20 protein-coding genes are annotated in these 23,429 nt (G+C 70.6%); 11 read left to right on the top strand and 9 right to left on the bottom strand.

The features are described 5' to 3' along the window. Positions 1-3: 3 nt before the first annotated feature. From IS481_RS00740 to IS481_RS00725, 4 genes are all read left to right on the top strand, one after another. Entirely contained in the window at positions 4-3,651 is a 3,648-nt protein-coding gene (locus tag IS481_RS00740) for a hydantoinase B/oxoprolinase family protein (RefSeq protein ID WP_104357372.1), read from the top strand. Then, positions 3,635-4,699 (top strand): TRAP transporter substrate-binding protein, encoded by a 1,065-nt coding sequence (locus IS481_RS00735; protein WP_104357371.1) that lies wholly within the window; start codon positions 3,635-3,637, stop codon positions 4,697-4,699. The genes IS481_RS00740 and IS481_RS00735 overlap by 17 nt, the downstream gene beginning before the upstream one ends. Before the next feature lie 43 nt (positions 4,700-4,742). Further along, a complete protein-coding gene (locus IS481_RS00730; RefSeq protein WP_104357370.1) occupies positions 4,743-5,525 on the top strand; it encodes a hypothetical protein in 783 nt (260 codons plus the stop codon). A 250-nt stretch (positions 5,526-5,775) separates the two neighbouring features. Further along, positions 5,776-6,486 carry an autoinducer binding domain-containing protein gene (locus tag IS481_RS00725; protein WP_104357369.1) on the top strand — a complete coding sequence of 237 codons (711 nt, stop codon included), beginning with the start codon at positions 5,776-5,778 and terminating at the stop codon, positions 6,484-6,486. Between the two features lie 20 nt (positions 6,487-6,506). On the opposite strand, the gene IS481_RS00720 is transcribed toward IS481_RS00725, so the two are convergent. Continuing rightward, complete coding sequence (locus IS481_RS00720; RefSeq protein WP_170067455.1) at positions 6,507-6,953, bottom strand: DUF4902 domain-containing protein; 447 nt, start codon at positions 6,951-6,953, stop codon at positions 6,507-6,509. 281 nt (positions 6,954-7,234) lie between these two features. On the opposite strand from IS481_RS00720, the gene IS481_RS00715 reads away from it, so the two are divergent. Next, positions 7,235-7,897: an acyl-homoserine-lactone synthase gene (locus tag IS481_RS00715; RefSeq protein WP_194963323.1), complete on the top strand. Its 663-nt coding sequence runs from the start codon at positions 7,235-7,237 to the stop codon at positions 7,895-7,897. 47 nt (positions 7,898-7,944) lie between these two features. Here the strand turns inward: IS481_RS00715 and rodA are convergent, their stop codons facing one another. The 5 genes from rodA to IS481_RS00690 form a co-directional block, all read right to left on the bottom strand. Next, the gene (gene rodA / locus IS481_RS00710) at positions 7,945-9,102 is read right to left on the bottom strand and encodes a rod shape-determining protein RodA (protein ID WP_104357367.1); all 1,158 of its coding nucleotides are present in this window, start codon (positions 9,100-9,102) and stop codon (positions 7,945-7,947) included. Further along, positions 9,099-11,141 carry a penicillin-binding protein 2 gene (mrdA, locus tag IS481_RS00705; RefSeq protein ID WP_104357366.1) on the bottom strand — a complete coding sequence of 681 codons (2,043 nt, stop codon included), beginning with the start codon at positions 11,139-11,141 and terminating at the stop codon, positions 9,099-9,101. Before mrdA ends, rodA begins: the two co-directional genes overlap by 4 nt. Before the next feature lie 36 nt (positions 11,142-11,177). Further along, positions 11,178-11,696: a rod shape-determining protein MreD gene (mreD, locus tag IS481_RS00700; protein WP_104357365.1), complete on the bottom strand. Its 519-nt coding sequence runs from the start codon at positions 11,694-11,696 to the stop codon at positions 11,178-11,180. Beyond that, entirely contained in the window at positions 11,693-12,613 is a 921-nt protein-coding gene (mreC, locus tag IS481_RS00695; protein ID WP_104357364.1) for a rod shape-determining protein MreC, read from the bottom strand. Before mreC ends, mreD begins: the two co-directional genes overlap by 4 nt. A gap of 65 nt (positions 12,614-12,678) precedes the next feature. Beyond that, a complete protein-coding gene (locus tag IS481_RS00690; RefSeq protein ID WP_104357363.1) occupies positions 12,679-13,722 on the bottom strand; it encodes a rod shape-determining protein in 1,044 nt (347 codons plus the stop codon). A 276-nt stretch (positions 13,723-13,998) separates the two neighbouring features. Between IS481_RS00690 and gatC the strand changes: the two genes are divergently transcribed. The 3 genes from gatC to gatB are packed head-to-tail and all read left to right on the top strand — an operon-like array spanning position 13,999 to position 17,248. Next, positions 13,999-14,298 carry an Asp-tRNA(Asn)/Glu-tRNA(Gln) amidotransferase subunit GatC gene (gatC, locus tag IS481_RS00685; protein WP_104357362.1) on the top strand — a complete coding sequence of 100 codons (300 nt, stop codon included), beginning with the start codon at positions 13,999-14,001 and terminating at the stop codon, positions 14,296-14,298. 12 nt (positions 14,299-14,310) lie between these two features. Beyond that, on the top strand, positions 14,311-15,792 hold the full coding sequence (gene gatA, locus IS481_RS00680; RefSeq protein ID WP_104357361.1) for an Asp-tRNA(Asn)/Glu-tRNA(Gln) amidotransferase subunit GatA: 1,482 nt from the start codon (positions 14,311-14,313) through the stop codon (positions 15,790-15,792). Positions 15,793-15,796: 4 nt separating this feature from the next. Next, positions 15,797-17,248 carry an Asp-tRNA(Asn)/Glu-tRNA(Gln) amidotransferase subunit GatB gene (gatB, locus tag IS481_RS00675; protein ID WP_104357360.1) on the top strand — a complete coding sequence of 484 codons (1,452 nt, stop codon included), beginning with the start codon at positions 15,797-15,799 and terminating at the stop codon, positions 17,246-17,248. 69 nt (positions 17,249-17,317) lie between these two features. Here gatB and IS481_RS00670 read toward each other — a convergent pair whose 3' ends face one another. From IS481_RS00670 to IS481_RS00660, 3 genes are all read right to left on the bottom strand, one after another. Continuing rightward, positions 17,318-17,887, bottom strand: a complete 570-nt coding sequence (locus IS481_RS00670) for a DUF3617 domain-containing protein (protein WP_104357359.1) — start codon at positions 17,885-17,887, stop codon at positions 17,318-17,320. 28 nt (positions 17,888-17,915) lie between these two features. Further along, on the bottom strand, positions 17,916-18,371 hold the full coding sequence (locus tag IS481_RS00665; RefSeq protein WP_104357358.1) for a DUF2214 family protein: 456 nt from the start codon (positions 18,369-18,371) through the stop codon (positions 17,916-17,918). A 102-nt stretch (positions 18,372-18,473) separates the two neighbouring features. Further along, positions 18,474-19,403 (bottom strand): LysR family transcriptional regulator, encoded by a 930-nt coding sequence (locus tag IS481_RS00660; protein ID WP_104357357.1) that lies wholly within the window; start codon positions 19,401-19,403, stop codon positions 18,474-18,476. 213 nt (positions 19,404-19,616) lie between these two features. Here IS481_RS00660 and IS481_RS00655 point away from each other — a divergent pair, with 213 nt between their 5' ends. From IS481_RS00655 to IS481_RS00645, 3 genes are read left to right on the top strand one after another with little or no spacing between them, the layout of a single operon-like run. Then, the gene (locus tag IS481_RS00655; protein ID WP_104357481.1) at positions 19,617-20,336 is read left to right on the top strand and encodes a haloacid dehalogenase type II; all 720 of its coding nucleotides are present in this window, start codon (positions 19,617-19,619) and stop codon (positions 20,334-20,336) included. Then, on the top strand, positions 20,333-21,109 hold the full coding sequence (locus tag IS481_RS00650) for a sulfite exporter TauE/SafE family protein (protein ID WP_104357356.1): 777 nt from the start codon (positions 20,333-20,335) through the stop codon (positions 21,107-21,109). The genes IS481_RS00655 and IS481_RS00650 overlap by 4 nt, the downstream gene beginning before the upstream one ends. Before the next feature lie 46 nt (positions 21,110-21,155). Next, positions 21,156-23,345, top strand: a complete 2,190-nt coding sequence (locus IS481_RS00645) for a malate synthase G (protein ID WP_104357355.1) — start codon at positions 21,156-21,158, stop codon at positions 23,343-23,345. Positions 23,346-23,429: the final 84 nt, after the last annotated feature.

Genomic DNA, 23,429 nt, shown 5'->3' with positions numbered 1-23,429 from the left:
TCCATGACCACTTCGACGAACCGCTGGCAGTTCTGGATCGATCGCGGAGGCACGTTCACCGACATCGTGGCCAAGCGGCCCGACGGCACGATCACCACCGCCAAGCTGCTGTCCGAGAATCCCGAGCAGTACCGCGACGCCGCCGTCGAGGGCATCCGCCGGCTGCTCGGCCTGCAGCCGGGCGAGCTGATCACGCCGGAGCGGGTCGAGTGCGTCAAGATGGGCACCACGGTGGCGACCAACGCGCTGCTGGAGCGCAAGGGCGACCGCACGGTGCTGGTGACCACGCGCGGCTTCCGCGACGCGCTGCGCATCGCCTACCAGAACCGTCCGCGCCTGTTCGATCGCCACATCGTGCTGCCCGAGCTGCTCTACGAGCGCGTCATCGAGGCCGACGAGCGCATCGGCGCGCACGGCGAGGTGGTGCGCCCGCTGGACCTCGAGGCGCTGCGCGCGGCCCTGCAGCGTGCCCATGACGACGGCATCCGCGCCTGCGCGATCGTCTTCATGCACGGCTACCGCTACGTCCGGCACGAGCACAGCGCCGCGGCGCTGGCGCGCGAGATCGGCTTCACGCAGGTGTCGGTCTCGCACGAGGTCAGCCCGCTGATGAAGTTCGTCTCGCGCGGCGACACCACGGTGGTCGACGCCTACCTGTCGCCCATCCTGCGCCGCTACGTCGAGCAGGTGGCGCGCGAGATGCCCGGCGTGCCGCTGTACTTCATGCAGTCCTCCGGCGGCCTCACGCAGGCCGACCGCTTCCAGGGCAAGGACGCGATCCTGTCGGGCCCGGCCGGCGGCATCGTCGGCATGGTGCGCACCGCGCTGGCCGGCGGCCACCAGAAGGTGATCGGCTTCGACATGGGCGGCACCTCGACCGACGTGTCGCACTACGCCGGCGAGTTCGAGCGCGCCTTCGAGACCCAGGTGGCCGGCGTGCGCATGCGCGCGCCGATGATGAGCATCCACACGGTGGCCGCCGGCGGCGGCTCGCTGCTGAGCTTCGACGGCGCGCGCCTGCGCGTCGGCCCCGAGTCGGCCGGCGCCAACCCGGGCCCGGCCTGCTACCGCCGCGGCGGGCCGCTGGCCACCACCGACGCCAACGTGATGCTCGGCAAGATCCAGCCCGACTACTTCCCCAAGGTGTTCGGCCCGCATGCCGACCAGCCGCTGGACCGCGACGTGGTGGTGGCGAAGTTCGCCGCGCTGGCCGAGGAGGTGCGGCAGCGCACGGGACGTGCCGTCAGCCCCGAGGAGCTGGCGCAGGGCTTCCTGCAGATCGCCGTGCAGAACATGGCCAACGCGGTGAAGAAGATCTCGGTGGCGCGCGGCTACGACGTCACGCAGTACACGCTGCAGTGCTTCGGCGGCGCCGGCGGCCAGCACGCCTGCCTGGTGGCCGACGCGCTCGGCATGTCGCGCGTGTTCGTACACCCGCTGGCCGGCGTGCTGTCGGCCTACGGCATGGGCCTGGCCGACCAGATCGCGATGCGCGAGGCCTCGGTCGAGCGCCCGCTCGACGAGGCGGGCCTGGACGCCGCGCGCGACGCGCTGGAGCGCATCGGCGCCGAGGCGCGCGAGGAGATCGTGCGCCAGGGCTTCGCGCCCGCGCAGGTGCGGTTGCTGCCCAAGGTGCACGTGCGCTACGACGGCACCGACACCGCGCTGGTGGTGCCGCTGGGCCGCCTGGACGAGATCCGCACCGCGTTCGAGGCAGCCTACCGCAAGCGCTTCGCGTTCCTGATGCCGGACAAGGCGCTGGTCATCGAATCGGTCTCGGTGGAGGCGATCGGCCCGGGCGAGGCACCCGAGGAAGCCGGGCAGCCGGCGCCGCCCTCCCGACCCGCCGCGCACGCGGTGGTGCGCATGTACACCGAGGACGGCTGGCAGGACGCGGGGCTGTACCGGCGCGAGGACCTGGCGCGCGGCGCCGTGATCGACGGGCCGGCCATCATCGCCGAGCGCAACGCGACCACCGTGGTCGAGCCGGGCTGGCAGGCCACGCTCACCGGGCGCGACCACCTCGAGCTCAAGCGCGTGCAGCCGCGCCGCCGGCAGCACGCGGTGGGTACCGAGGTCGACCCGGTGATGCTGGAGGTGTTCAACAACCTGTTCATGAACATCGCCGAGCAGATGGGGCTGCGCCTGCAGAACACCGCCTACTCGGTCAACATCAAGGAGCGGCTGGACTTCTCCTGCGCGCTGTTCGACGCCGAGGGCAACCTGATCGCCAACGCGCCGCACATGCCGGTGCACCTGGGCTCGATGAGCGAGTCGATCAAGACCGTGATCGCGCGCAATCCCGACATGCGCCCGGGCGACGTCTACGTGCTCAACGACCCGTACCACGGCGGCACCCACCTGCCCGACGTCACGGTGGTCACGCCGGTGTTCGACGAGGCGGGCACCGAGGTGCTGTTCTACGTGGCCTCGCGCGGCCACCATGCCGACATCGGCGGGACCACGCCGGGCTCGATGCCGCCGTTCTCGCGGACCATCGACGAGGAAGGCGTGCTGCTGGACAACGTCAAGCTGGTCGAGGGCGGGCGCCTGCGCGAGGCGGAGATCCTCGCCCTGCTGTCCGGCGGACCGTACCCTGCGCGCAACCCGCAGCAGAACCTTGCCGACCTGCGCGCCCAGATCGCGGCCAACGAGAAGGGCGTGCAGGAGCTGCGCGCGATGGTGCAGCAGTTCGGGCTGGACACCGTGCGCGCCTACATGAAGCACGTGCAGGACAACGCCGAGGAAAGCGTGCGCATGGCCATCGCGCGGCTGGATCCGTCGCTGTCGCAGGGCGGGCGCTTCGAGCTGCCGCTGGACAACGGCTCGCGCATCCGGGTCGCCGTCACGATCGACCGCGAGAAGCGCTCGGCGGTGGTGGACTTCACCGGCACCAGCGCGCAGATGCCCAACAACTTCAACGCGCCGAAGGCGGTCACGATGGCCGCGGTGCTCTACGTGTTCCGCACCCTGGTGGACGACGACATCCCGCTCAACGCCGGCTGCCTCAAGCCCATCGAGGTGATCGTGCCCGAGGGCTCGATGCTCAACCCGCGCCCGCCGGCGGCGGTGGTGGCCGGCAACGTGGAGGTCTCGACCTGCGTGACCAACGCGCTGTACGGCGCGCTGGGCGTGCTGGCCGGCAGCCAGCCGACGATGAACAACTTCACCTTCGGCAACGACGAGTACCAGTACTACGAGACCATCGCCGGCGGCTCCGGCGCGGGCATCCACATCGGCGCCGACGGCCCCGGGCTGCAGGGCTTCGACGGCACCAGCGTCGTGCAGACGCACATGACCAACTCGCGGCTCACCGACCCGGAAGTGCTGGAGTTCCGCTACCCGGTGCGGCTGGAGCGCTTCGAGATCCGCGCCGGCTCCGGCGGGGCGGGCCGCTTCCGCGGCGGCGACGGCGGCACGCGCGTGGTGCGCTTCCTCGAGCCGATGACCGCCTCCATCCTCTCCAACGGCCGCTCGACGGCGGCCTTCGGCCTGGCCGGCGGCGCCCCCGGCGAGCCGGGACGCAACTACGTGCTGCGCGCCGACGGCAGCGTGCAGGCGCTGACGCACATCGGGTCGGTCGAGATGGGCCCCGGCGACTGCTTCGTGATCGAGACCCCCGGAGGCGGCGGCTATGGACCGCAGGCCTGAGGTCGACGGGGCCGGCCGGATGCCCGTGCCGGCCCGCCGGTGCAGCCGGCGCGCCTGGCTGCAGGCCCTGGCAGCCGCCGCCATCGCCGCAGGCCGGGGGCCGGTGCGCGCGGCCTCCGCCGACCGCGTGCGCACCTGGCAGCTCGCCACCGGCTACCCGGCGCACGGCTTCCATGCGCGCAACATCGAGCGCTTCGCGCAGGACGTGCAAGCCGCCACCGGCGGTGCGCTGCGCATCGACGTGCATGCGGGCGGCCAGCTGGCCCCGCTGCCGGAGATCCTCGACGGCCTGCGCGCCGGCCGCTTCGAGGCCGGCGAGGTGCTGCTCAGCGGCAGCGCGGCGCAGCTGCCGCTGGCCGACGTCGACGCCGTGCCCTTCGTCGTCTCCGGCTACGAGGACGCCCGGCGGCTGGCCGGGATCTCGCGCGCCTTCATCGACCAGGACGCCCGCGCGCTGGGGCTGCGGCTGCTGTTCGACGTGCCCTGGCCACCGCAAGGGCTCTATGCCCGCCGTCCCGTGGGCAGCATCGCCGACCTGCGCGGCATGCGCTTTCGGGTCTACAACGAGACCACGCGGCGCTTCGCCGCCTACGTGCAGGCGCAGCCGGTCGAGATCGGCGCGGTGGAGCTGCCCGAGGCGATCCGCACCGGCCGCATCGACGCGATGCTGACCTCGGCGGCCACCGGCGTGGACAGCGAGGCCTGGAACGGACTGAGACACTTCTACGACATCCACGCCTGGATCCCGAAGAACGCGGTGCTGGTGCGCCTGGCCGCGTTCGACGCGCTGCCGCCCGAGCACCAGGGCCGCGTGCTGGACGCGGCGGCCGTCGCGCAGCAGCGCGGCTGGCAGATGAGCCAGGACGAGGCCGGCGCCGCCCGGCAGGCGCTGGCCGCGCGCGGCATGACGGTGGAGCCGCCCGGCGCCATCCTGGCGCGCGAGCTCAAGCGCCTGGGCGAGAAGTTCTCGCTGGAATGGATCCGCGGCACCGCCGGGCGCGGCAACGCGGTGTTCCTGCCGTACTTCACGCAGGCGGCGAGCCGGTGAGGCGCACGATGCGACGCCGCCGCGACGATGCCCCGGAGGCCCCGTGCTGGCGCTGAAGCTGGGACTGGTCGTCGCCTCGGTGCTGCTGGCCACGCTGGCCGCCCGGCGCTACGGCCACGGCGTGGCCGGGACGCTGGCCGGGATGCCGGTGATCGCCGCCCCCATCATGCTGTTCGTGCTGGCGCAGCAGCCGGCGCAGGCCGGGCCGATCGCGCTGGCCACGCTGGTGTGCCTGCCGGCCACGATTGCGCACCTGGTCGTGTTCGGGCTGTGCGCCGTCTCGGGCCTGCCATGGTGGGCCGGGCTGGTCGCGGCCAACGCCACCATCGTCGGCGGCGGCTGGGCACTGGGGCAACTGCCCCTGCCTGCGGCCGGCACCTACGCGCTGGCGGTGGCCGCGCCGCTGGCCGGGCTCAAGGCGCTGCAGCTCTGCGCACGCCGCGCCGGCACCCGGCTGGCCCCGGGCGGGCCGGTGGCCATCCCGCGCAGCGAGCTGGCGTGGCGCGTCGCGGTGGCGGTGGCCATGGCCGCGGCCGTCATGCTGGGGGCCGATGCGCTGCCGCCCATGGTCAGCGGGCTGCTGCTGGCCGTTCCCATTGCCGGGAACGTGCTGCCCTGCTTCACGCTGCCGCGCTACGGTGCCGCGGCGACGGCAGCCCTGCTGGCCGGCTTCGTGCGGGGGATGTTCGGCTTTGCCGCCTTCTTCATCGTGCTGCACCTGCTGCTGCCCCGCGGCGCGCTGCTGGCGGCGCTGGCGGCCCTGCTGGCGGCGCTCGGCACCGCCCTGACGGCGCACGCGCTGCACCGGCACCTCACCCGACGCTAGTGCCCACTTCCAGGACGGCCGGATGCGGGACGGCGGCCGGGTGCCGGCACGCGCCGCCGCCCGGCCGGACAGGCCCGCCGGCCGTCCGGCTTTTTCCTGTCACAGGCACGTACAACCCGCAGCATCCCGACATAATTCGACCTTTCAGCGTTGCCGCGGATGCTGCGCGAAAGGTGAGCCTCTACACTCCGATCCTGCAAAGACAGTACGCGATGGCCCTGGGAGTTGCATCGGTGGCAGAGGAGGCCCTATGAAGGCGTGGCAGGAGGAAGACATCCAGTCCTTGCTGACGGCCTCGTCCGAGAAGGAGCTGTTCGCGCGCCTGTCGGAAGCCGCGCGGGACCTGGGCTTCGAGTACTGCGCCTACGGGATGAAGGTGGCGCTGCCGCTGTCCAACCCGCGGGTGACGATGTTCAACAACTATCCCGAGGCCTGGCAGAAGCGCTACCAGGAGATGGGTTATCTGGCCATCGACCCGACGGTGCGGCGCGCCGCCCGCTCGGCCGGGCCGGTGCTGTGGTCGGAGTGCATGCCGGCCTCGACGCTGGAGTTCTGGGAAGACGCGCACGCCCACGGCCTCAAGGTGGGGCTGGCGCTGCCGATGCGCGACCACCAGGGGCTGTCCAGCCTGCTGACGCTGTCGCGCTCCAAGGACGAGATCACCCGCAGCGAGCTGGCCGCCCGCCGCGCCCAGATGTACTGGCTGACCGAGGTCGCCCACCTGGGCATGACGCAGTGGCTGGCCAGCAAGCTGATGCCCGAGATCGACGTGCGCCTGTCCGACCGCGAGGCCGAGGTGCTGCGCTGGACCGGCGACGGCAAGACCTCCAACGACGTCGCGGACATCCTCGGCATCTCCGAGCGCACGGTCAACTTCCACATCAACAACGCGATGCTCAAGCTGGGCGCGAGCAACAAGACCGCGGCGGTGCTGCGCGCCGCGGTGCTCGGCCTGCTCTGAGCGTGCGCGCGCGGCCGCGCCTACTGCCGCAGGCCCACCGCCGAGGCCACCACCGGCTGCCAGTCCATGCGGCTCAGGCGCCGGCTCAGCAGCTGTTCGGTGACCTGGCAGCCCAGGTCGATGCGGTCCTGCCCGATCAGCATCAGGTTGCTGCGCACCGTGGCCGAGGCCAGCTCGAGCACCCCGGTGATGCCGTTGAGGCGCCAGTCCCAGCCCAGCGAGATGAGCGGCTCGGGGCCGCTGACCCATTCGGTGTAGCCGCTCACGACCCAGAGGCTGTCGGGCAGGCGGGGCTCGTCCGGATCGAGGCCGGAACACAGGTGGGCGAACTCGGCGGCGCACAATTCGCCCCAGGTGACGCGCAGGTAGCCGTCCTCGGCGGGGCCGGCGGCCACGGCAGGCAGGAACGACAGGCGACCGGGCCGGGGGCCGGACCAGGGGCTGCGACCCCGGCCGGGCAGGGTCACGAGGGGCGCCCCGCACGAGGCGGGGACGCGGCCGGCACGCGCGTTACGGAGTCTTCTCGCCACGGAACTGCCTGTCGGTGTAGTCCCGCGCGACCGGGTCGCGCCAGGATGGACGTTTCATGCTAAGCACGTTGCAAGGCGGTGAACAGTGCCGCAGTTGCCCCCAGCCGACAATCCCCGGTTCGGGGCGCGAATTTCTGTCAACCCTGACAGTTGTGACCCCCCATGCCCTGCTCTGAAATCGGTCGTCCCGGCTGCCGTAACTGACGAAGGAGGCTCTTGTGGACGTCATCTGTGGAACCGGAGCCACCCTTGCCCCCAGTCTGCTCGACGAGCTGGCGGTCTACCGCCACCGTATCTTCATCGAGACCCTGAAATGGGACCTGCCCACCGAGAACGGCCGCGAGCAGGACCAGTTCGACGGCCCGCAGACCGGCTACGTGATCGCGCGCGACGAGACGGGCGCGATCTGCGGCTGCGCCCGCCTGCTGCCCACCACCGGCCCCTACCTGCTGGCCGACGTGTTCCCGCAGCTGCTGCACGGCGCGCCGGTGCCGCGCCACGAACGGATCTGGGAGCTGTCGCGCTTCGCGTCGATGAACTGCGGCGCGCCCCACCAGCTGTCGCGCCAGATGGAACTGAAGGTGGCCGAGCACGTGTTCGCCACCGCGCTGCATTTCGCGGCCCGCCATGGCGTGGAGCGCTTCGTCACGGTCTCGCCGCTGGGCGTCGAGCGCCTGCTGCGCCGCGCCGGCCTGCACATCCACCGCGCCGGGCCGCCGGTGATGGTCGGCGGCCACCCGCTGTTTGCCTGCTGGATCGAGGTGGACGCCCACTCGCTGCGCCTGCTGGCGCACTACGTGCCGCCGCGCGAGCGCGTCGCGCCCGCGTTGCGCGCCAATGCCCCCGCCGCCACGGCGGACACGACCCGCAGCTGGACCTGAACGGACCAGGCTGCGCCTTCCGGGCCGCCCGGTGACCAGGGCGCCGCTCAGGAGACCATCAGTCGCCGGCTCTTGGCGATCGACATCAGGATGCCGATGCCCAGCCCCAGCGTCACCATCGCGGTGCCGCCGTAGCTGATGAAGGGCAGGGGCACGCCCACCACGGGCAGGATGCCGCTGACCATGCCCATGTTGACGAAGGCATAGGTGAAGAAGATCAGCGACACCGCCCCCGCGAGCAGGCGCGAGAACAGCGTCGGCGCCTCGGTGGCGATCACCAGCCCGCGGAAGACCAGGAAGATGAAGCCCAGCAGCAGGGCGACGTTGCCGGCCAGCCCGAACTCCTCGGAATAGGCGGCGAAGATGAAGTCGGTGGTGCGCTCGGGGATGAACTCCAGGTGGGTCTGCGTGCCCTTCATGAAACCCTTGCCGGTCAGCCCCCCGGAGCCGATCGCGATCATGCCTTGCAGCGTGTGGAAGCCCTTGCCGAGCGGGTCCTTGCCCGGATCGAGCAGCGTGCACACGCGCCCCTTCTGGTAGGCGTGCAGCACCGGCCATTCGACGTCGGGCTGGCAGATGCGGTCCTCGGCGAGCACCAGCGCGGTGATGCCGATCGCACCGCCGACCAGCACCGGGAGGATCAGCTTCCACGACAGGCCGGCGAAGAAGATCACGAACAGCCCGCCGGCCAGCACCAGCAGCGCGGTGCCCAGGTCGGGCTGCTTCATGATCAGGCCCACGGGCAGCGCCAGGATGCCCGCCGCGACGATGAAGTCCAGCGTGCGCAGCTGCCCCTCGCGGCGCTGGAACCACCAGGCCAGCATCAGCGGCACCGCGAACTTGAGCAGCTCGCTGGGCTGGATCACGGTGACGCCGACGTTGAGCCAGCGCGTCGCCCCCTTGCGGGTGATGCCGAAGAACTCGACGCCCAGCAGCAGCACCACGCCCAGCACGTACAGCGGCACGGCGATCGCCATCAGCTTCTGCGGCGACACCTGCGCGACGACGAACACCACCAGCGCGGCGATCAGCATGTTGCGCGCATGGTCGTAGAAGCGGGTGCCGTGGTCGTAGCCGGCCGAGTACATGATGACCAGCCCGGCACTGCACAGCAGCAGCACCGCCAGTGCCAGCCAGCCGTCGAAGCCGGTGAAGACCGGCCTGGCGCGCTGCCACAGGGAGGGGCGTTCGAAGGCGACGTTCATCGGGCGGGCTCGGGGTTGAGGGACACGGGGGCCACCGCGGAGGCCGGCACGGCCTGGGCCGGGACGGGCAGCACGGTGCTGCCGGTGGCCGGCAGCACCGGCGCGGGCAGCTGCACCTCGGAGGCGCGCCGCGGCGTGCCGATCGGGGCGGCCGCCTGGCCGTTCTGCACGGCCAGGATGTCTTCCTCGCTGGGATAGATGCCGGCCAGCCAGTAGTCCAGCACCCGGCGCGCGATCGGCGCGGCGGCCTGCGCGCCGAAGCCGGCGTTCTCGACGATCAGCGCGACCGCGATCTGCGGATCATCGACCGGGGCGAAGGCGATGTACAGCGAGTGGTCGCGCAGGTACTCGGCCATCTTGGCCGCGTTGTACTTCTCGTTCTGGCGGATCGTGACGGCCTGCGCGGTGCCGGTCTTGCCGCCGCTCGCGTAGGGCGCACCGGCGAACACGCGGGTCGAGGTGCCTTCCTGCGTCACCGCGTGCATCGCGCGCTTGATGATCTCGACATGCTGCGCCTTCAGGTCGAGCGGCTCGAGGCGCTGGCCGCCCACCGGGCGACGCTCGCGCGTGACCACGTCGCGGATCTCGCGCACCAGGTGCGGCACGTGGCGCTCGCCGCCCGAGACCAGCGTGGCCAGCGCATGCGACAGCTGCAGCATCGTGAAGTTGTTGTAGCCCTGGCCGATGCCCAGCGAGATGGTCTCGCCGGCGTACCAGCGCTGCTGCTCGGGCTTCTTGTAGGCACGGCGCTTCCATTCGGTGGACGGCAGCACGCCGCGCACCTCGCCCTCGATGTCGATGCCGGTGATCTGGCCGAAGCCGAACGGCGCGAGCTGCGCGTGGATCAGGTCCACGCCCATCTCGTTGGCCAGCGAGTAGTAGTAGACGTTGCTCGACTTGACGATCGAGCGGTGCATGTCGACCATGCCCAGCCCGACGTCGCCGTGGCTGCGGAAGCGGTGGTTGCCGAACAGGAACACCCCGGTGTCGAGGATGGCCTCGTTCGGCCCGCGCTTGCCGCTGTTGAGCGCGGCCATCGCCATGAACGGCTTGAACGTGGAGCCGGGCGGGTAGGTGCCCCGCAGCGCGCGGTTGAGCAGCGGCTTGTCGGGCGACTCGTTGAGCGCGCGCCAGTTCTCGACGTCGATGCCCTCGACGAACAGGTTGGGGTCGAAGGTCGGCTTGCTGACGAAGGCCAGCAGCTCGCCGGTCTTGGGGTCGATCGCCACCAGCGCGCCGCGCCGGTTGCCGTACAGCCGCTCGACCAGCGCCTGCAGCTTGATGTCGATGGACAGCACCACGGTGTTGCCCGGGATCGCCGGGCTGGAGCGCAGCCGCCGCACCGCGCGCCCGCCGGCGCTGGTCTCCACCTCCTCGAAGCCGGTGATGCCGTGCAGCTCGCGCTCGTAGCTCTGCTCGATGCCCAGCTTGCCGATGTAGTCGGTGCCGCGGTAGTTGGCCGCGTCCTCGGAGTCCTCGATCTTCTCCTTCTCGGCCTGGTTGATGCGGCCGATGTAGCCGATCACGTGGCTGCCGATCTCGCCGAGCGGGTAGTGGCGGAACAGCCGTGCCTTGATCTCCACGCCGGGAAAGCGGTAGGCTTGCACCGAGAAGCGCGCCACCTCCTCGTCGGTCAGGCGGGTGCGGATCGGCAGCGACTCGAAGCTCTTGGACTCGTCCATCAGCCGGCGGAAGCGCCGCCGGTCGTAGTTGGTGATCTCGACCACCTCGGACAGGGCGTCGATGGTGGCGTCCAGGTCGGCGATCTTCGACGGCGTCAGCTCCAGCGTGTAGGCCGAGTAGTTGTTGGCCAGCACCACGCCGTTGCGGTCGACGATCAGCCCGCGGTTGGGGACGATGGGCACCACGGCGATGCGGTTGTTCTCGGCGCGCGTGGACAGCTCGTCGTAGCGGATCACCTGCAGGTAGGCCAGGCGCGCGAAGATCAGCCCGAAGCACACCAGCACCATGGCCGCGGCGAACAGCACCCTCGCGCGAAAGCGCGACAGCTCGAGTTCGACGTTCTTGAGTTCGGTCATGCGCGTGGGGGCGCGGCAGGGCCTCGCGGGCGGTGGCTACAGCGGCCGGTTGGCGTCGGGGTCCGGCGGGCGGCGCTGCGGCGCGAGCAGCACCCAGGTCGCCAGCGGCCACAACACCGCTTCGAACACCGGCGCGAGCAGCAGTTCCCAGCCGGGGAAGACGCCGCCGGCGATCATGCGGATCAGCACCGACACCACGTGGGCGGCAAAGAACAGCGGCAGGATCTGCACCGCCTGCGACAGCACGCTGAACCACAGCAGGCGCCGGTGGATGGTGATCGCGAAATAGGACAGCAGCGTGTAGGCCAGCGCGTGCTGGCCGAGCAGCGCGCCTTCGTGCACGTCCATCATCAGGCCGAAGGCGAAGGCGGCGCCCACGCCGACGCGGCGCGGCTGGTGCACGTTCCAGAACACCAGGACCAGCGCCAGCAGGTCCGGCACCGCGGTGGTCTGGCCGACGGGCACCAGGTTCAGCGCGAAGGCCGCCAGCAGCGAGGCCCACATGAACACCGGGTTGACCGGCAGCAGCAGCTGGTCGGAACCGCGCGGCATCATCGGGCGGCCCTCGCTTTCTTGCGGGTCTCGGACGGCGCCTCGTCCTCGGGCGGGCGCTGCGGCAGGTGGCCGCCGATCGGGTCGACGATCAGCACGTGGCGCGCGCTGCCGGGCGAGGCCACCGGCTGCAGGGTGATCTTGGCGAAGGGGGAGTCGGAGCGGCGGTCCACCTTGGTCACGCGCGCGACCGCCAGGCCCGGCGGGTAGACGCCGTCCACGCCCGAGGTGCTGAGCAGGTCGCCCTCGGCGACGTCGGCGTTGGCGGCCATGAAGCGCAGCTCCATCGCGTCATGGGCCGGGTCGCCGTAGGCCACGCCGCGCACCAGGGTGCGCGTGTTCAGCACCGGGATCAGCGCCTGCCGGTCGGTCAGCAGGGTCACTTCCGAAGTGAGCGGATACACCCGCGTGACCTGGCCCAGCACGCCGTTCTGGTCGATCACCGGCGAGCCCAGGACCACGCCGTGGGTGCTGCCGATGTCCACCACCACGCGGCGGCTGAACGGGTCGGGCGCGTCGTAGAGCACCTCGGCCGCACGGGTGCGGGCCTGCACCGCCGGGCGCAGCTCCAGCAGCGCACGCAGCTGGGCGTTCTCGCGCTCGAGCAACTCCATGCGGGCAATGCGGGCGGCCTGCTCGACCAGCTGGCGGCGCGCCAGCTCCTCGGCGGCACGCGCTTCCTTGACCCCGTCCAGGTAGGCGCCGCCGGTGGCCACCAGCTCGACCGGCACCAGCAGGGCGCGCTGGATCGGGTGCAGCACGGTGGCGATCACGGCCCGCAGGGGCTGGGTGATGTGCAGCCGCGTGTCGGCCACCATCAGGAAGACCGCCAGGGCGGAGAAGATCATCAGGCGCGTGAACGCCGACGGCCCTTGCTTGAAGAAAGGCGGTGGAGTCCGGTCCAGGGTGCCCAGCGGCATGTCGGGACTTTACAGACGAAGCCGGCCGGCCGCATCGGGCCGGCCAGGCTGCGGGTGGCCCAAGCTCACTCCGAGGTGAAGATCGCGCCCAGGCGCTCCATGCGCTCCAGGGCCGTGCCGCAGCCGCGGACCACGCAGGTCAGCGGGTCTTCGGCCACCAGCACCGGCAGGCCGGTCTCCTCGGCGAGCAGGCGGTCCAGGTCGCGCAGCAACGCCCCGCCGCCCGTGAGCATCATGCCGCGTTCGGCGATGTCCGCGCCCAGTTCGGGCGGGGTCTGTTCCAGGGCATTCTTCACGCTGGAGACGATCTGGTTCAGCGGATCGGTCAGCGCCTCGAGGATCTCGTTGGAGCTGATCGTGAAGCTGCGCGGCACGCCTTCGGAGAGGTTGCGGCCCTTGACCTCCATCTCCTTGACCTCGGAGCCGGGGAAGGCCGAGCCGATTTCCTTCTTGATCGCCTCGGCGGTGGGCTCGCCGATCAGCATGCCGTAGTTGCGGCGGATGTAGTTGATGATGGCCTCGTCGAACTTGTCGCCGCCGACACGCACGCTGCCCTTGTAGACCATGCCGCCCAGCGAGATCACGCCGACCTCGGTGGTGCCGCCGCCGATGTCCACCACCATCGAGCCGGAGGCCTCCGACACCGGCAGGCCGGCGCCGATCGCCGCGGCCATCGGCTCCTCGATCAGGTAGACCTCGGAGGCGCCGGCACCCAGCGCCGACTCACGGATCGCGCGGCGCTCGACCTGGGTCGAGCCGCAGGGCACGCAGATGATGATCCGCGGGCTGGGCTTGAGCACCGAGCGCGGATGCACCATCTTGATGAACTGCTTGAGCATCTGCTCGGTGACGGTGAAGTCGGCGATCACGCCGTCCTTCATCGGGCGGATGGCCTCGATGTTGCCGGGCACCTTGCCCAGCATGGCCTTGGCCTCGGCGCCGACCGCCTGGATGGTCTTCTTGCCGTTGGGCCCGCCTTCATGACGGATCGCGACCACCGAGGGCTCGTCCAGGACGATGCCCTTGCCGCGCACGTAGATCAGGGTGTTGGCGGTGCCGAGGTCGATGGCGAGGTCCGTCGAGAAGTAGCGACGAATGGATTCGAACATGTTGAGTGTCGAGAAGGCCGACCCGGGCTGTGAGCAACTGGCGTGGCAGCAGGGCGACCTGGTGTTTTTCGGGGGTTTCTCCGGAACCGCTCGGGGGCGCATCCCAGGCGCCCTTTTGCGCTTTTCAGCACGAAGCCGGCACGGGTTGCCCAAAGCGCGGGAGCTCTCCGGACCCCCGGCGCTCAGCTATCGGGCCGGCTGTGGATAACGGGCGATAATACCTGATCAACCCCGCGCTTTTCCCTGCGGGAAGCCCACAAGATCCAACTTATTTACATGGCCCTGACTTCAGATGACGTCAGCCGCATCGCCCTTCTCGCCCGGCTGGAGCTGAGCGAGGACGAACGGGCCGCGATGCTGCAGCAGCTCAACGGCTTTTTCTCCATCGTCGAACAGATGCGCGCGGTCGACACCAGCGGTGTCGAGCCCCTGTACACCCCGCTGTCGGCCGTGCAGGACGTGGCCCTGCGCCTGCGCGAGGACGTGGTCACGGAAGACGACCAGCGCGAGGCCAACCAGCGCAGCGCCCCGGCCGTCGCGGACGGGCTGTTCCTGGTGCCCAAGGTCATCGAGTAAGGAGGCCGGGCGATGGAACTGCACCGCATGACGGTGGCCGAACTGGGCCGCCAGCTCGAGGCCAAGGCCGTCTCGAGCGTCGAACTCGCGAAGCACTTTCTTGCACGCGTTGCCGAACATCAACAACTTGGCGCCTTCCTGTGCACCGACGAGGCGGTTGCGCTGAAGCAGGCCGAGGCGGCCGACGCCCGGCGCGCGGCCGGCGAGGCCACCCCGCTGCTGGGCGTGCCGCTGGCGCACAAGGACATCTTCGTCACGCGCGACTTCCCCAGCACCGCGGCCTCGAAGATGCTGGCCGGCTACCGCAGCCCGTTCGACGCCACCGTGGTCGAGAAGCTGGCCGCCGCCGGCACCGTGACGCTGGGCAAGCTCAACTGCGACGAGTTCGCGATGGGCGGCAGCAACGAGAACTCCGCCTTCGGCCCGGCGCGCAACCCCTGGGACACCGCCCGCATCACCGGCGGCTCCTCGGGCGGCTCGGCCGCGGCCGTGGCCGCGGGGCTGGTGCCGGCGGCCACCGGCACCGACACCGGCGGCTCGGTGCGCCAGCCGGCCGCGCTGTGCAACGTCACCGGCATCAAGCCGACCTACGGCCGCTGCTCGCGCTACGGGATGATCGCCTTCGCCTCCAGCCTGGACCAGGCCGGCCCGATGGCGCGCACCGCCGAGGACTGCGCGCTGCTGCTGCAGGCGATGAGCGGCTTCGATCCGCGCGACGCGACCTCGGCCGAGCGCCCGGTGGACGACTACGTGACCGCGCTGCGCACCCCGCGCGAGGGCGCGACGGCCGGCCAGCCGCTCAAGGGCCTGCGCATCGGCCTGCCGAAGGAGTTCTTCGGCGAGGGCGTGGCGCCCGACGTCGCCCAGGCGGTGCGCGCGGCGCTGGCCGAGTTCGAGAAGCTGGGCGCGACGCTGGTGGACGTGTCGCTGCCGCGCACCGAGCTGTCGATCCCGGTCTACTACATCATCGCCCCGGCCGAGGCCAGCTCGAACCTCAGCCGCTACGACGGCGTGCGCTACGGCCACCGCGCCAGGGAGTACAAGGACCTGCTCGACATGTACTGCAAGACCCGGGCGGAAGGCTTCGGCCCCGAGGTCAAGCGGCGCATCATGATCGGCACCTACGTGCTCTCGCACGGCTACTACGACGCCTACTACCTGCAGGCGCAGAAGCTGCGCCGCATGATCGCCGACGACTTCCAGGCCGCCTTCGCGCAGTGCGACCTGGTCGCCGGCCCGGTGACGCCCACCGTGGCACGCCCGATCGGCAGCCAGACCGACCCGGTGCAGGAGTACCTGGCTGACATCTTCACGCTGCCCGCGAGCCTGGCCGGCCTGCCCGGCATGAGCGTGCCGGCGGGCTTCGGCGAGGGCGGCCTGCCGGTGGGCCTACAGCTGATCGGCAACTACTGGCAGGAAGGCGCGCTGCTGCACGCCGCGCACGCCTTCCAGCAGGCGACCGATTTCCATGCACGCGCACCGCAAGGGTATTGAGACGATGAGCAGCAAGAGCAAACTGGTGCGCGGCTACGAGGTGGTGATCGGCCTCGAGACCCACGCGCAACTGTCCACGCAGTCGAAGATCTTTTCCGGCGCCAGCACGCGCTTCGGCGCCGAACCCAACACCCAGGCCTGCGCGGTGGACCTGGCGCTGCCCGGCACGCTGCCGGTGCTGAACAAGGCCGCGGTCGAGCGTGCCATCCTGTTCGGCCTGGCGGTCGGCGCCCGCATCGCGCCGCTGTCGATCTTCGCGCGCAAGAACTACTTCTATCCCGACCTGCCCAAGGGCTACCAGATCAGCCAGTACGAGATCCCGGTGGTGCAGGGCGGCACGGTGGAGTTCTACGTCGGCGACGAGAAGCACACGGTGCGGCTGACCCGCGCGCACCTGGAGGAAGACGCCGGCAAGTCGCTGCACGAGGACTACCACGGCCAGACCGGCATCGACCTGAACCGCGCCGGCACGCCGCTGCTGGAGATCGTCTCCGAGCCCGACATGCGCTCCTCGGCCGAGGCGGTGGAATACGCCAAGGCGCTGCACGCGCTGGTGGTGTGGCTGGGCGTGTGCGACGGCAACATGCAGGAAGGCAGCTTCCGCTGCGACGCCAACGTGTCGGTGCGCCGCCCCGGCGAGCCGTTCGGCACGCGCCGCGAGATCAAGAACCTCAACAGCTTCCGCTTCCTGCAGCAGGCCATCGACTACGAGGTGAACTGGCAGATCGACCAGCTCGAGGACGGCCTGGCGATCGAGCAGGCCACGGTGCTGTTCAACCCCGACACCGGCGAGACGCGGGCGATGCGCACCAAGGAAGACGCGCACGACTACCGCTACTTCCCCGACCCCGACCTGCCACCGCTGGTGATCGCGCCGGAATGGGTCGAGCGCGTGCAGGCCGGCATGCCCGAGCTGCCCGGCGCGATGGCCGAGCGCTTCCAGCGCGAGGACGGGCTGCCCGCCTACGACGCCACGATGATGACGCAGAGCCTGGCGTTCGCGAACTACTACGAGGCGGCCAAGCGCGCCGGTGCGGCGCCCAAGCTGGTGGCCAACTGGCTGATGGGCGAGGTCTCGCGCCGGCTCAATGCCGAGGGCCGGACCATCGAGTCGGCCCCGGTGGGCCCCGAGACGCTGGCGAAGCTGATCGGGCGCATCGCCGACGGCACGATCTCGAACAACGGCGCCAAGCAGGTGTTCGAGGCACTGTGGAGCGGCGAGGGCAGCGACGTCGATGCGGTCATCGAGGCCAAGGGCCTGAAGCAGATGTCCGACACCGGCGAGCTGGAGAAGATCATCGACGAGGTGATCGCCGCCAACGCCAGGTCGGTCGAGGAGTACCGCGCCGGCAAGGAGAAGGCCTTCAACGCGCTGGTCGGCCAGTGCATGAAGGCCACCAAGGGCAAGGCCAACCCGGCGCAGGTCAACGCGCTGCTGAAGCAGAAGCTCGGCTGAGGCGCAGGCGTCGCCCGACGGGAAGGCCGGCAGCACGCCGGCCTTTTTTCACCGTGGCCGCCGCGGGCCTCAGTTCGGCAGCGGCTTGATGCCGCGGCAGTCCGAGCCCAGCCACTTCGCGGTCTGGTCCATCTTCATGCTCATCGGCTGGCCGTTCATCGTGCCCTGCATGGTCATCGAGGTCCGGTAGGCCTCGGGCGTGATGTCCCAGGCCCGGCCGTCGCCGCGGCTGTTGCCGTGCGGGCTGGTGCAGGTGAAGCTGAACTTCACCTCGGTGGCCGACACCGGGGTCAGCTTGTGCTCGCACTTCATGTTCGGGTCGGACGGTTGCGCGGTGATGTCGCGCGCGGCCATCTCCGGCGACAGGCAGTAGCGCATCACGTCGGGCCTGTCGGTCAGCCCGACGCCCTGCTCGCGCATCATCTTCTCCATCTGCGCGCGCTGTGCGGCCGGCAGCCGGGCCAGCATGGCCTGCATCTCGGCCTGCGAGGGCAGCTTCTGGCCGGCGGCCTCGCCGCTTTGCCGGGTCTGCACCTCCCACAGGCCCGGCTTGCGCTTGACGAGGTCCTGGGCCTGCACCGCGGCACAGGCGCAGGCCAGCCACAGGGCCAGGGACAGGCGGGGGCGAACGACGGTCATCGGTACTCCTTTCGGGACGGGTCGGCAATCACTTGGTCCACACGCCACGCGCGAGCAGCGTGGCGGCCAACGGAATCAGCAGCATCAGGTGCGCCTGCACCATCACCCAGCGGCGCACCTGGCGCACTTCGTCCTCGGGCGGCAGGGCGCCGCCCGCCTCCACCGCCTTGCGCCAGCGCAGGAAGGCCCGGGTCGGGCGGATCGACATCAGCCCGATCACGACGAACAGCGTGACCTTCAGGTGCAGCAGCGGCTGGCTCCAGTACCAGCCCATGCCCTTGGCGCCCCACCAGGTGCGCGCCAGCCCCGTGGCGAGCACCGCGATGGCGGTCAGCATGTAGATGAAGTCCACGCGCGCCAGCCGCCGCACCACGGCGGCATTGATCCACTCGGGACGGCACAGCGCGGCCTCGCTGGTCAGGAACACCACCAGCGACAGGATGGCCAGGAGGTGCGCGTAGGCCAGCAGGGCTTCTGCAAGCATGGCAGGGTCCTCCCCGCAGGGGTTGCGAAAGCGGGCCATTGTGGGCCCAGGCCGGCCACACTGACAAGCGCGCCCGGGCCCCTCCGTTGGGGGTGCCGCCGCTCAGGCCACCGCCTGCAGCGGCACGCGCCGGCTCCAGTAGTGCAGGTCGCCGTAGGTGTGCTTGAGGTAGTCGATCCACAGCCGCACCCGCAACGGCAGGTGCCGGCGCTGCGGGAACACCGCGTAGATGCCGTTGGGCGGCGCGGCGTAGTCGTCCAGCACGCTGACCAGGCGTCCGTCCCGGATCGCCTCGCCCACTTCCCAGGTCGAGCGCCAGGCGATGCCCAGGCCTTCCAGGCACCAGTCGTGCAGCACCTGGCCGTCCGAGCAGTCCAGGCGCGCCGGCGGGCGCAGGTAGGTCAGCTCGCCGTCGATCACGAAGGCCCAGCCGCGCGCCTGGCTGGCGTCGGAGCTCAGCGTCAGGCAGTCGTGCTGGTTCAGCTCCGACGGGTGGCGCGGCGTGCCGCGGCGGCGCAGGTAGTCCGGCGCAGCCACGCACAGCCGGCGGTTGTCTGCCAGGCGCACGCTGACCAGGCTGGAGTCCGGCAGGTCGCCGACGCGCACGGCACAATCGAAGCCCTCGTTGACGATGTCCACCACCCGGTCGCTCAGGTTGAGCGAGAACGACACGTCCGGGTGCAGGGACAGGAAGCGGGGCACCAGCGGCGCCACGTGGCGGCGCCCGAAGCCTGCCGGCGCGGTGACGCGCAGGTGGCCGCTGGCCTTGACCCCGCCTTCGGACACGCTGGCCTCGGCGTTGGCGAGGTCGATGAGCACCCGCTGGCAATCCTCCAGGAAGGCCGCGCCTTCATGGGTGAGCGTGATGCGCCGGGTGGTGCGCAACAGCAGCTTGACGCCCAGCCGGGCCTCGAGCGCATCGATGCGACGACCGATGACCGCAGGCGCGACGCCCTCCGCCTTGGCGGCAGCCGTCAGACTGCCCTTTTGCGCCACCGCCACGAACGACTGGATCTGCCTGAACTTGTCCACAGGGCGGCGAGATTACGCGAACGGAAGTCAAAACTCAATCGAAGCTGTCAGGTTTTGCAGCGGGTTGGATATCGAATCTCGCGGCTGCTCAAGCCAGCCGGCGCCCGCCCGAGGACGGCCGGGCGGGGTGATTACCTGCAGAAAAGTAAAAAATGATCCCCGTCTGGTGGCATGAATCGATGCGTCGGTTCCGAATAAAGTGCGGGCATGACGATGCCCCCCGTCCATGCCGTGCTGTTCGACGCCTACGGGACGCTGTTCGACGTCTACAGCGTCGCCCTGCTGGCCGAGCAGCTGTACCCGGGCCGCGGAGAGACGCTGGCCCGCCTGTGGCGCGACAAGCAGATCGAGTACTCCCGCCTGGTCAGCATGGCCGACCCGGCCGGACGCCGCTACCGCCCGTTCTGGGACCTGACCCGCGCCGGGCTGCGCCAGGCGTGCGCGCTGCTCGGGCTGGAGCTGCCGCCGGCGCATGAAGAACGCCTGATGAACCAGTACCGGCACCTGAGCGCCTTCCCCGAGAACCACGAGGTGCTGGCGCAGATCCGTGCGCTCGGGCTGCCCACCGGGATCCTGAGCAACGGCGACCCGGCGATGCTGGAGGTGGCGGTCAAGAGCGCCGGGCTGCAGGGCCTGCTGGACGAGGTGATCAGCGTGGAGCCGGTGCGCTGCTTCAAGCCCGACCCGCGCGTCTACCAGCTGGGACTGGACGCCGTGCGCCGCCGCCGGCCGGACGCCAGCGCGAAGCAGGTGCTGTTCGTCTCCAGCAACGGCTGGGACGCGATCGGCGCGACCTGGTTCGGCTTCACGACCTTCTGGCTCAATCGCGCCGGGCTGCCGGCCGAGCCGCTGGGCACCCGCCCCACCCACGAGGGGCGCAGCCTGCACGAGCTGCTGCCGCTGCTGCGCGGCGGCACCGGAGGTGCGGCATGACGCTGTTCGATGCCCTGCTGATCGGCGTCGGCGCCTTCGTGGCCGGCGCGGTGAACTCGGTGGCCGGCGGCGGCACCTTCTTCTCGTTCCCCGCGCTGCTGGCGGTGGGCGTGCCGCCGGTGGTGGCCAACGCGAGCAACTCCGTCTCGCTGTGGCCGGGCAGCCTGTCGGGTGCCTGGGCCTACAAGCGCGAGCTGGCGCCGCTGGCGCGCTACCTGGTGCCGATGGGCATCGCCTCGCTGGTCGGCGGCGTCGCCGGCGGGCTGCTGCTGCTGCAGACCCAGGACGGCCAGTTCGCCCGGCTGATCCCCTGGCTGCTGGGCTTTGCGACGCTGCTGTTCGCGTTCAGCCCGCAGCTGTCGGCGCTGCTGGCGCGCTGGCGCACGCGCCGGCGCAGCGCGCACGAGGGCGGCTCGCCGGCCGGCTGGCTGACCCAGCTGCTGGTGTCCGTCTACGGCGGCTTCTTCGGCGCCGGCATGGGCATCCTGATGATGGCCAGCCTGGCGATCTCCGGCCACGACGACGTGCAGGAGATCAACGCGATCAAGAACCTGCTGTCGGCGGTGATCTACAGCGTCACTGTCGTGACCTTCATCGTCGCCGGGGCGGTCAGCTGGCCGCACACGCTGCTGATGATCGCCACCGCGACGGTGGGCGGCTACTGGGGCGCCAGCATGGCGCGCAAGGTGCCCGCGCAGTGGCTGCGCCGGCTGGTGATCGCCGTCGGCGTGTTCCTGACCGCGTACTACTTCCACCGCGTGGCCGCCGCCTGACCCGTTTCCCTTTTCATTGTCCACAGACCCTCGAGAGGACCCGACCATGACCGCACGTACGACCGTCCACCGGCTCGAAGTCGCCACCGAGCTGTACCGCTTCATCGAAGACGAGGTGCTGCCCGCCACCGGCGTGGACAGCGCCGCGTTCTGGTCGGGCTTCGATGCCATCGTGCACGACCTGGCCCCGAAGAACGCCGCGCTGCTGGCCGAGCGCGACCGCCTGCAAGCCGAGATCGACGCCTGGCACAAGTCCCACCCCGGCCCGATCCGTGACATGGCGGCCTACCGCGCCTTCCTCGAGAAGATCGGCTACCTGGTGCCGGCGCCGCAGGGCGTGAAGGCCACCACCGAGAACGTCGATGCCGAGCTCGCCCAGCAGGCCGGCCCGCAGCTGGTGGTGCCGATCCTCAACGCCCGCTACGCGCTCAACGCGGCCAACGCGCGCTGGGGTTCGCTGTACGACGCGCTGTACGGCACCGACGCGATCCCCGAGAGCGACGGCTGCGAGAAGGGCAGCGGCTACAACCCGGCGCGCGGCGCCAAGGTGATCGAGTTCGCGCGCAACTTCCTCGACCAGTCCGCCCCGCTGGCCGGCGCCTCGCACAAGGACGCCACCGCCTACCAGGTCGACAACGGCCGCCTGGTGGTCGCGCTGAAGAACGGCGCGACCGCGGGCCTGAAGGACCCGGCGCAGTTCGTCGGCTACCAGGGCGACGCGGCGGCGCCGTCGTCGGTGCTGCTCCGGCACAACGGGCTGCACATCGACGTGCGCATCGACCGCAACTCGCCGATCGGCAAGACCGATGCCGCCGGCGTGGCCGACGTGGTGCTGGAAGCGGCGCTGTCGACCATCCTGGACCTGGAGGACTCGGTGGCCGCAGTGGACGCCGAGGACAAGACCCAGGCCTACCGCAACTGGCTGGGCATCCTGCAGGGCACGCTGACCGAGGAGGTCACGAAGAACGGCAGGACCTTCACGCGGCGCATGAACCCCGACCGCGAGTACACCGGCGCCAACGGCAAGCCGGTGGTGCTGCACGGCCGCTCGCTGCTGTTCGTGCGCAACGTCGGCCACCTGATGACCAACCCGGCCATCCTGTACGACGGCGGCAAGGAGATCCCGGAAGGGATCATGGACGCGGTCATCACGACCACCATCGCGCTGGTCGACCTCAAGCGCCAGGGCGGGCTGCGCAACTCGCGCACCGGCAGCGTCTACATCGTCAAGCCCAAGATGCACGGCCCGGCCGAGGTGGCCTTCGCCAACGAGCTGTTCGGCCGCGTCGAGCAGATGCTGGGCCTGCCCGACAGCACCGTGAAGCTGGGCATCATGGACGAGGAGCGCCGCACCAGCGTCAACCTGCAGGCCTGCATCGCCGCGGCGAAGAGCCGCGTGGCCTTCATCAACACCGGCTTCCTGGACCGCACCGGCGACGAGATGCACACCGCGATGCACGCCGGCCCGATGATCCGCAAGAACGACATGAAGTCGACCAAGTGGATCGCCGCCTACGAGCGCAGCAACGTGCTGGTGGGCCTGGCGATGGGCCTGCGCGGCCGGGCGCAGATCGGCAAGGGCATGTGGGCCATGCCGGACCTGATGGCCGCGATGCTGCAGCAGAAGATCGCGCACCCCAAGGCCGGCGCCAACACCGCCTGGGTGCCCTCGCCGACCGCCGCGACGCTGCACGCGCTGCACTACCACCAGGTCGACGTGTTCGCGATCCAGCAGGAGCTGGAGAAGACCGACGCGAACGCCGAGCGCGACGCGCTGCTGACCGACCTGCTGACCGTGCCGGTGGCCGAGCAGGCCAACTGGAGCGAGGCCGAGAAGCAGCAGGAACTGGACAACAACATCCAGGGCATCCTGGGCTACGTGGTGCGCTGGATCGACCAGGGCATCGGCTGCTCCAAGGTGCCGGACATCCACAACGTCGGCCTGATGGAAGACCGCGCGACGCTGCGCATCTCCAGCCAGCACGTGGCCAACTGGCTGCTGCACGGCGTGGTGACCAGGGAGCAGGTCGAGGCGACCTTCCAGCGCATGGCCGCGGTGGTGGACCAGCAGAACGCCGGCGACCCGAACTACCGTCCGATGGCGGGCCACTTCGACACCTCGTTCGCCTACCAGGCCGCGCGCGACCTGGTGTTCAAGGGCGTCGAGCAGCCGAGCGGCTATACCGAGCCGCTGCTGCATGCCTGGCGCCTGAAGGTCAAGGCGGCGCAGCGCTGAGCGGCGATCGCACCGCATGCAAGGCGGGCCCGGTGCCCGCCTTTTTCATTTGCCGCCGGCGCGCGGTAGGATCGGACGCCTTCC

The organism is Caldimonas thermodepolymerans (assembly GCF_015476235.1).
GTDB classification, from domain to species: Bacteria; Pseudomonadota; Gammaproteobacteria; order Burkholderiales; family Burkholderiaceae_C; genus Caldimonas; species Caldimonas thermodepolymerans.
This window is presented reverse-complemented; position numbering and strand designations above follow the sequence as displayed.

Coding starts and splice junctions, on each gene's coding strand:
- IS481_RS00690 (WP_104357363.1), bottom strand. CDS start 13,722: ATGTTCGAATCCATTCGTCGCTACTTCTCGACGGACCTCGCCATCGAC.
- gatC (WP_104357362.1), top strand. CDS start 13,999: ATGGCCCTGACTTCAGATGACGTCAGCCGCATCGCCCTTCTCGCCCGG.
- mrdA (WP_104357366.1), bottom strand. CDS start 11,141: ATGACCGAACTCAAGAACGTCGAACTCGAGCTGTCGCGCTTTCGCGCG.
- mreD (WP_104357365.1), bottom strand. CDS start 11,696: ATGATGCCGCGCGGTTCCGACCAGCTGCTGCTGCCGGTCAACCCGGTG.
- IS481_RS00740 (WP_104357372.1), top strand. CDS start 4: ATGACCACTTCGACGAACCGCTGGCAGTTCTGGATCGATCGCGGAGGC.
- IS481_RS00655 (WP_104357481.1), top strand. CDS start 19,617: ATGCCCCCCGTCCATGCCGTGCTGTTCGACGCCTACGGGACGCTGTTC.
- IS481_RS00670 (WP_104357359.1), bottom strand. CDS start 17,887: ATGACCGTCGTTCGCCCCCGCCTGTCCCTGGCCCTGTGGCTGGCCTGC.
- IS481_RS00725 (WP_104357369.1), top strand. CDS start 5,776: ATGAAGGCGTGGCAGGAGGAAGACATCCAGTCCTTGCTGACGGCCTCG.
- IS481_RS00665 (WP_104357358.1), bottom strand. CDS start 18,371: ATGCTTGCAGAAGCCCTGCTGGCCTACGCGCACCTCCTGGCCATCCTG.
- rodA (WP_104357367.1), bottom strand. CDS start 9,102: ATGAACGTCGCCTTCGAACGCCCCTCCCTGTGGCAGCGCGCCAGGCCG.
- gatB (WP_104357360.1), top strand. CDS start 15,797: ATGAGCAGCAAGAGCAAACTGGTGCGCGGCTACGAGGTGGTGATCGGC.
- mreC (WP_104357364.1), bottom strand. CDS start 12,613: ATGCCGCTGGGCACCCTGGACCGGACTCCACCGCCTTTCTTCAAGCAA.
- gatA (WP_104357361.1), top strand. CDS start 14,311: ATGGAACTGCACCGCATGACGGTGGCCGAACTGGGCCGCCAGCTCGAG.
- IS481_RS00650 (WP_104357356.1), top strand. CDS start 20,333: ATGACGCTGTTCGATGCCCTGCTGATCGGCGTCGGCGCCTTCGTGGCC.
- IS481_RS00735 (WP_104357371.1), top strand. CDS start 3,635: ATGGACCGCAGGCCTGAGGTCGACGGGGCCGGCCGGATGCCCGTGCCG.
- IS481_RS00645 (WP_104357355.1), top strand. CDS start 21,156: ATGACCGCACGTACGACCGTCCACCGGCTCGAAGTCGCCACCGAGCTG.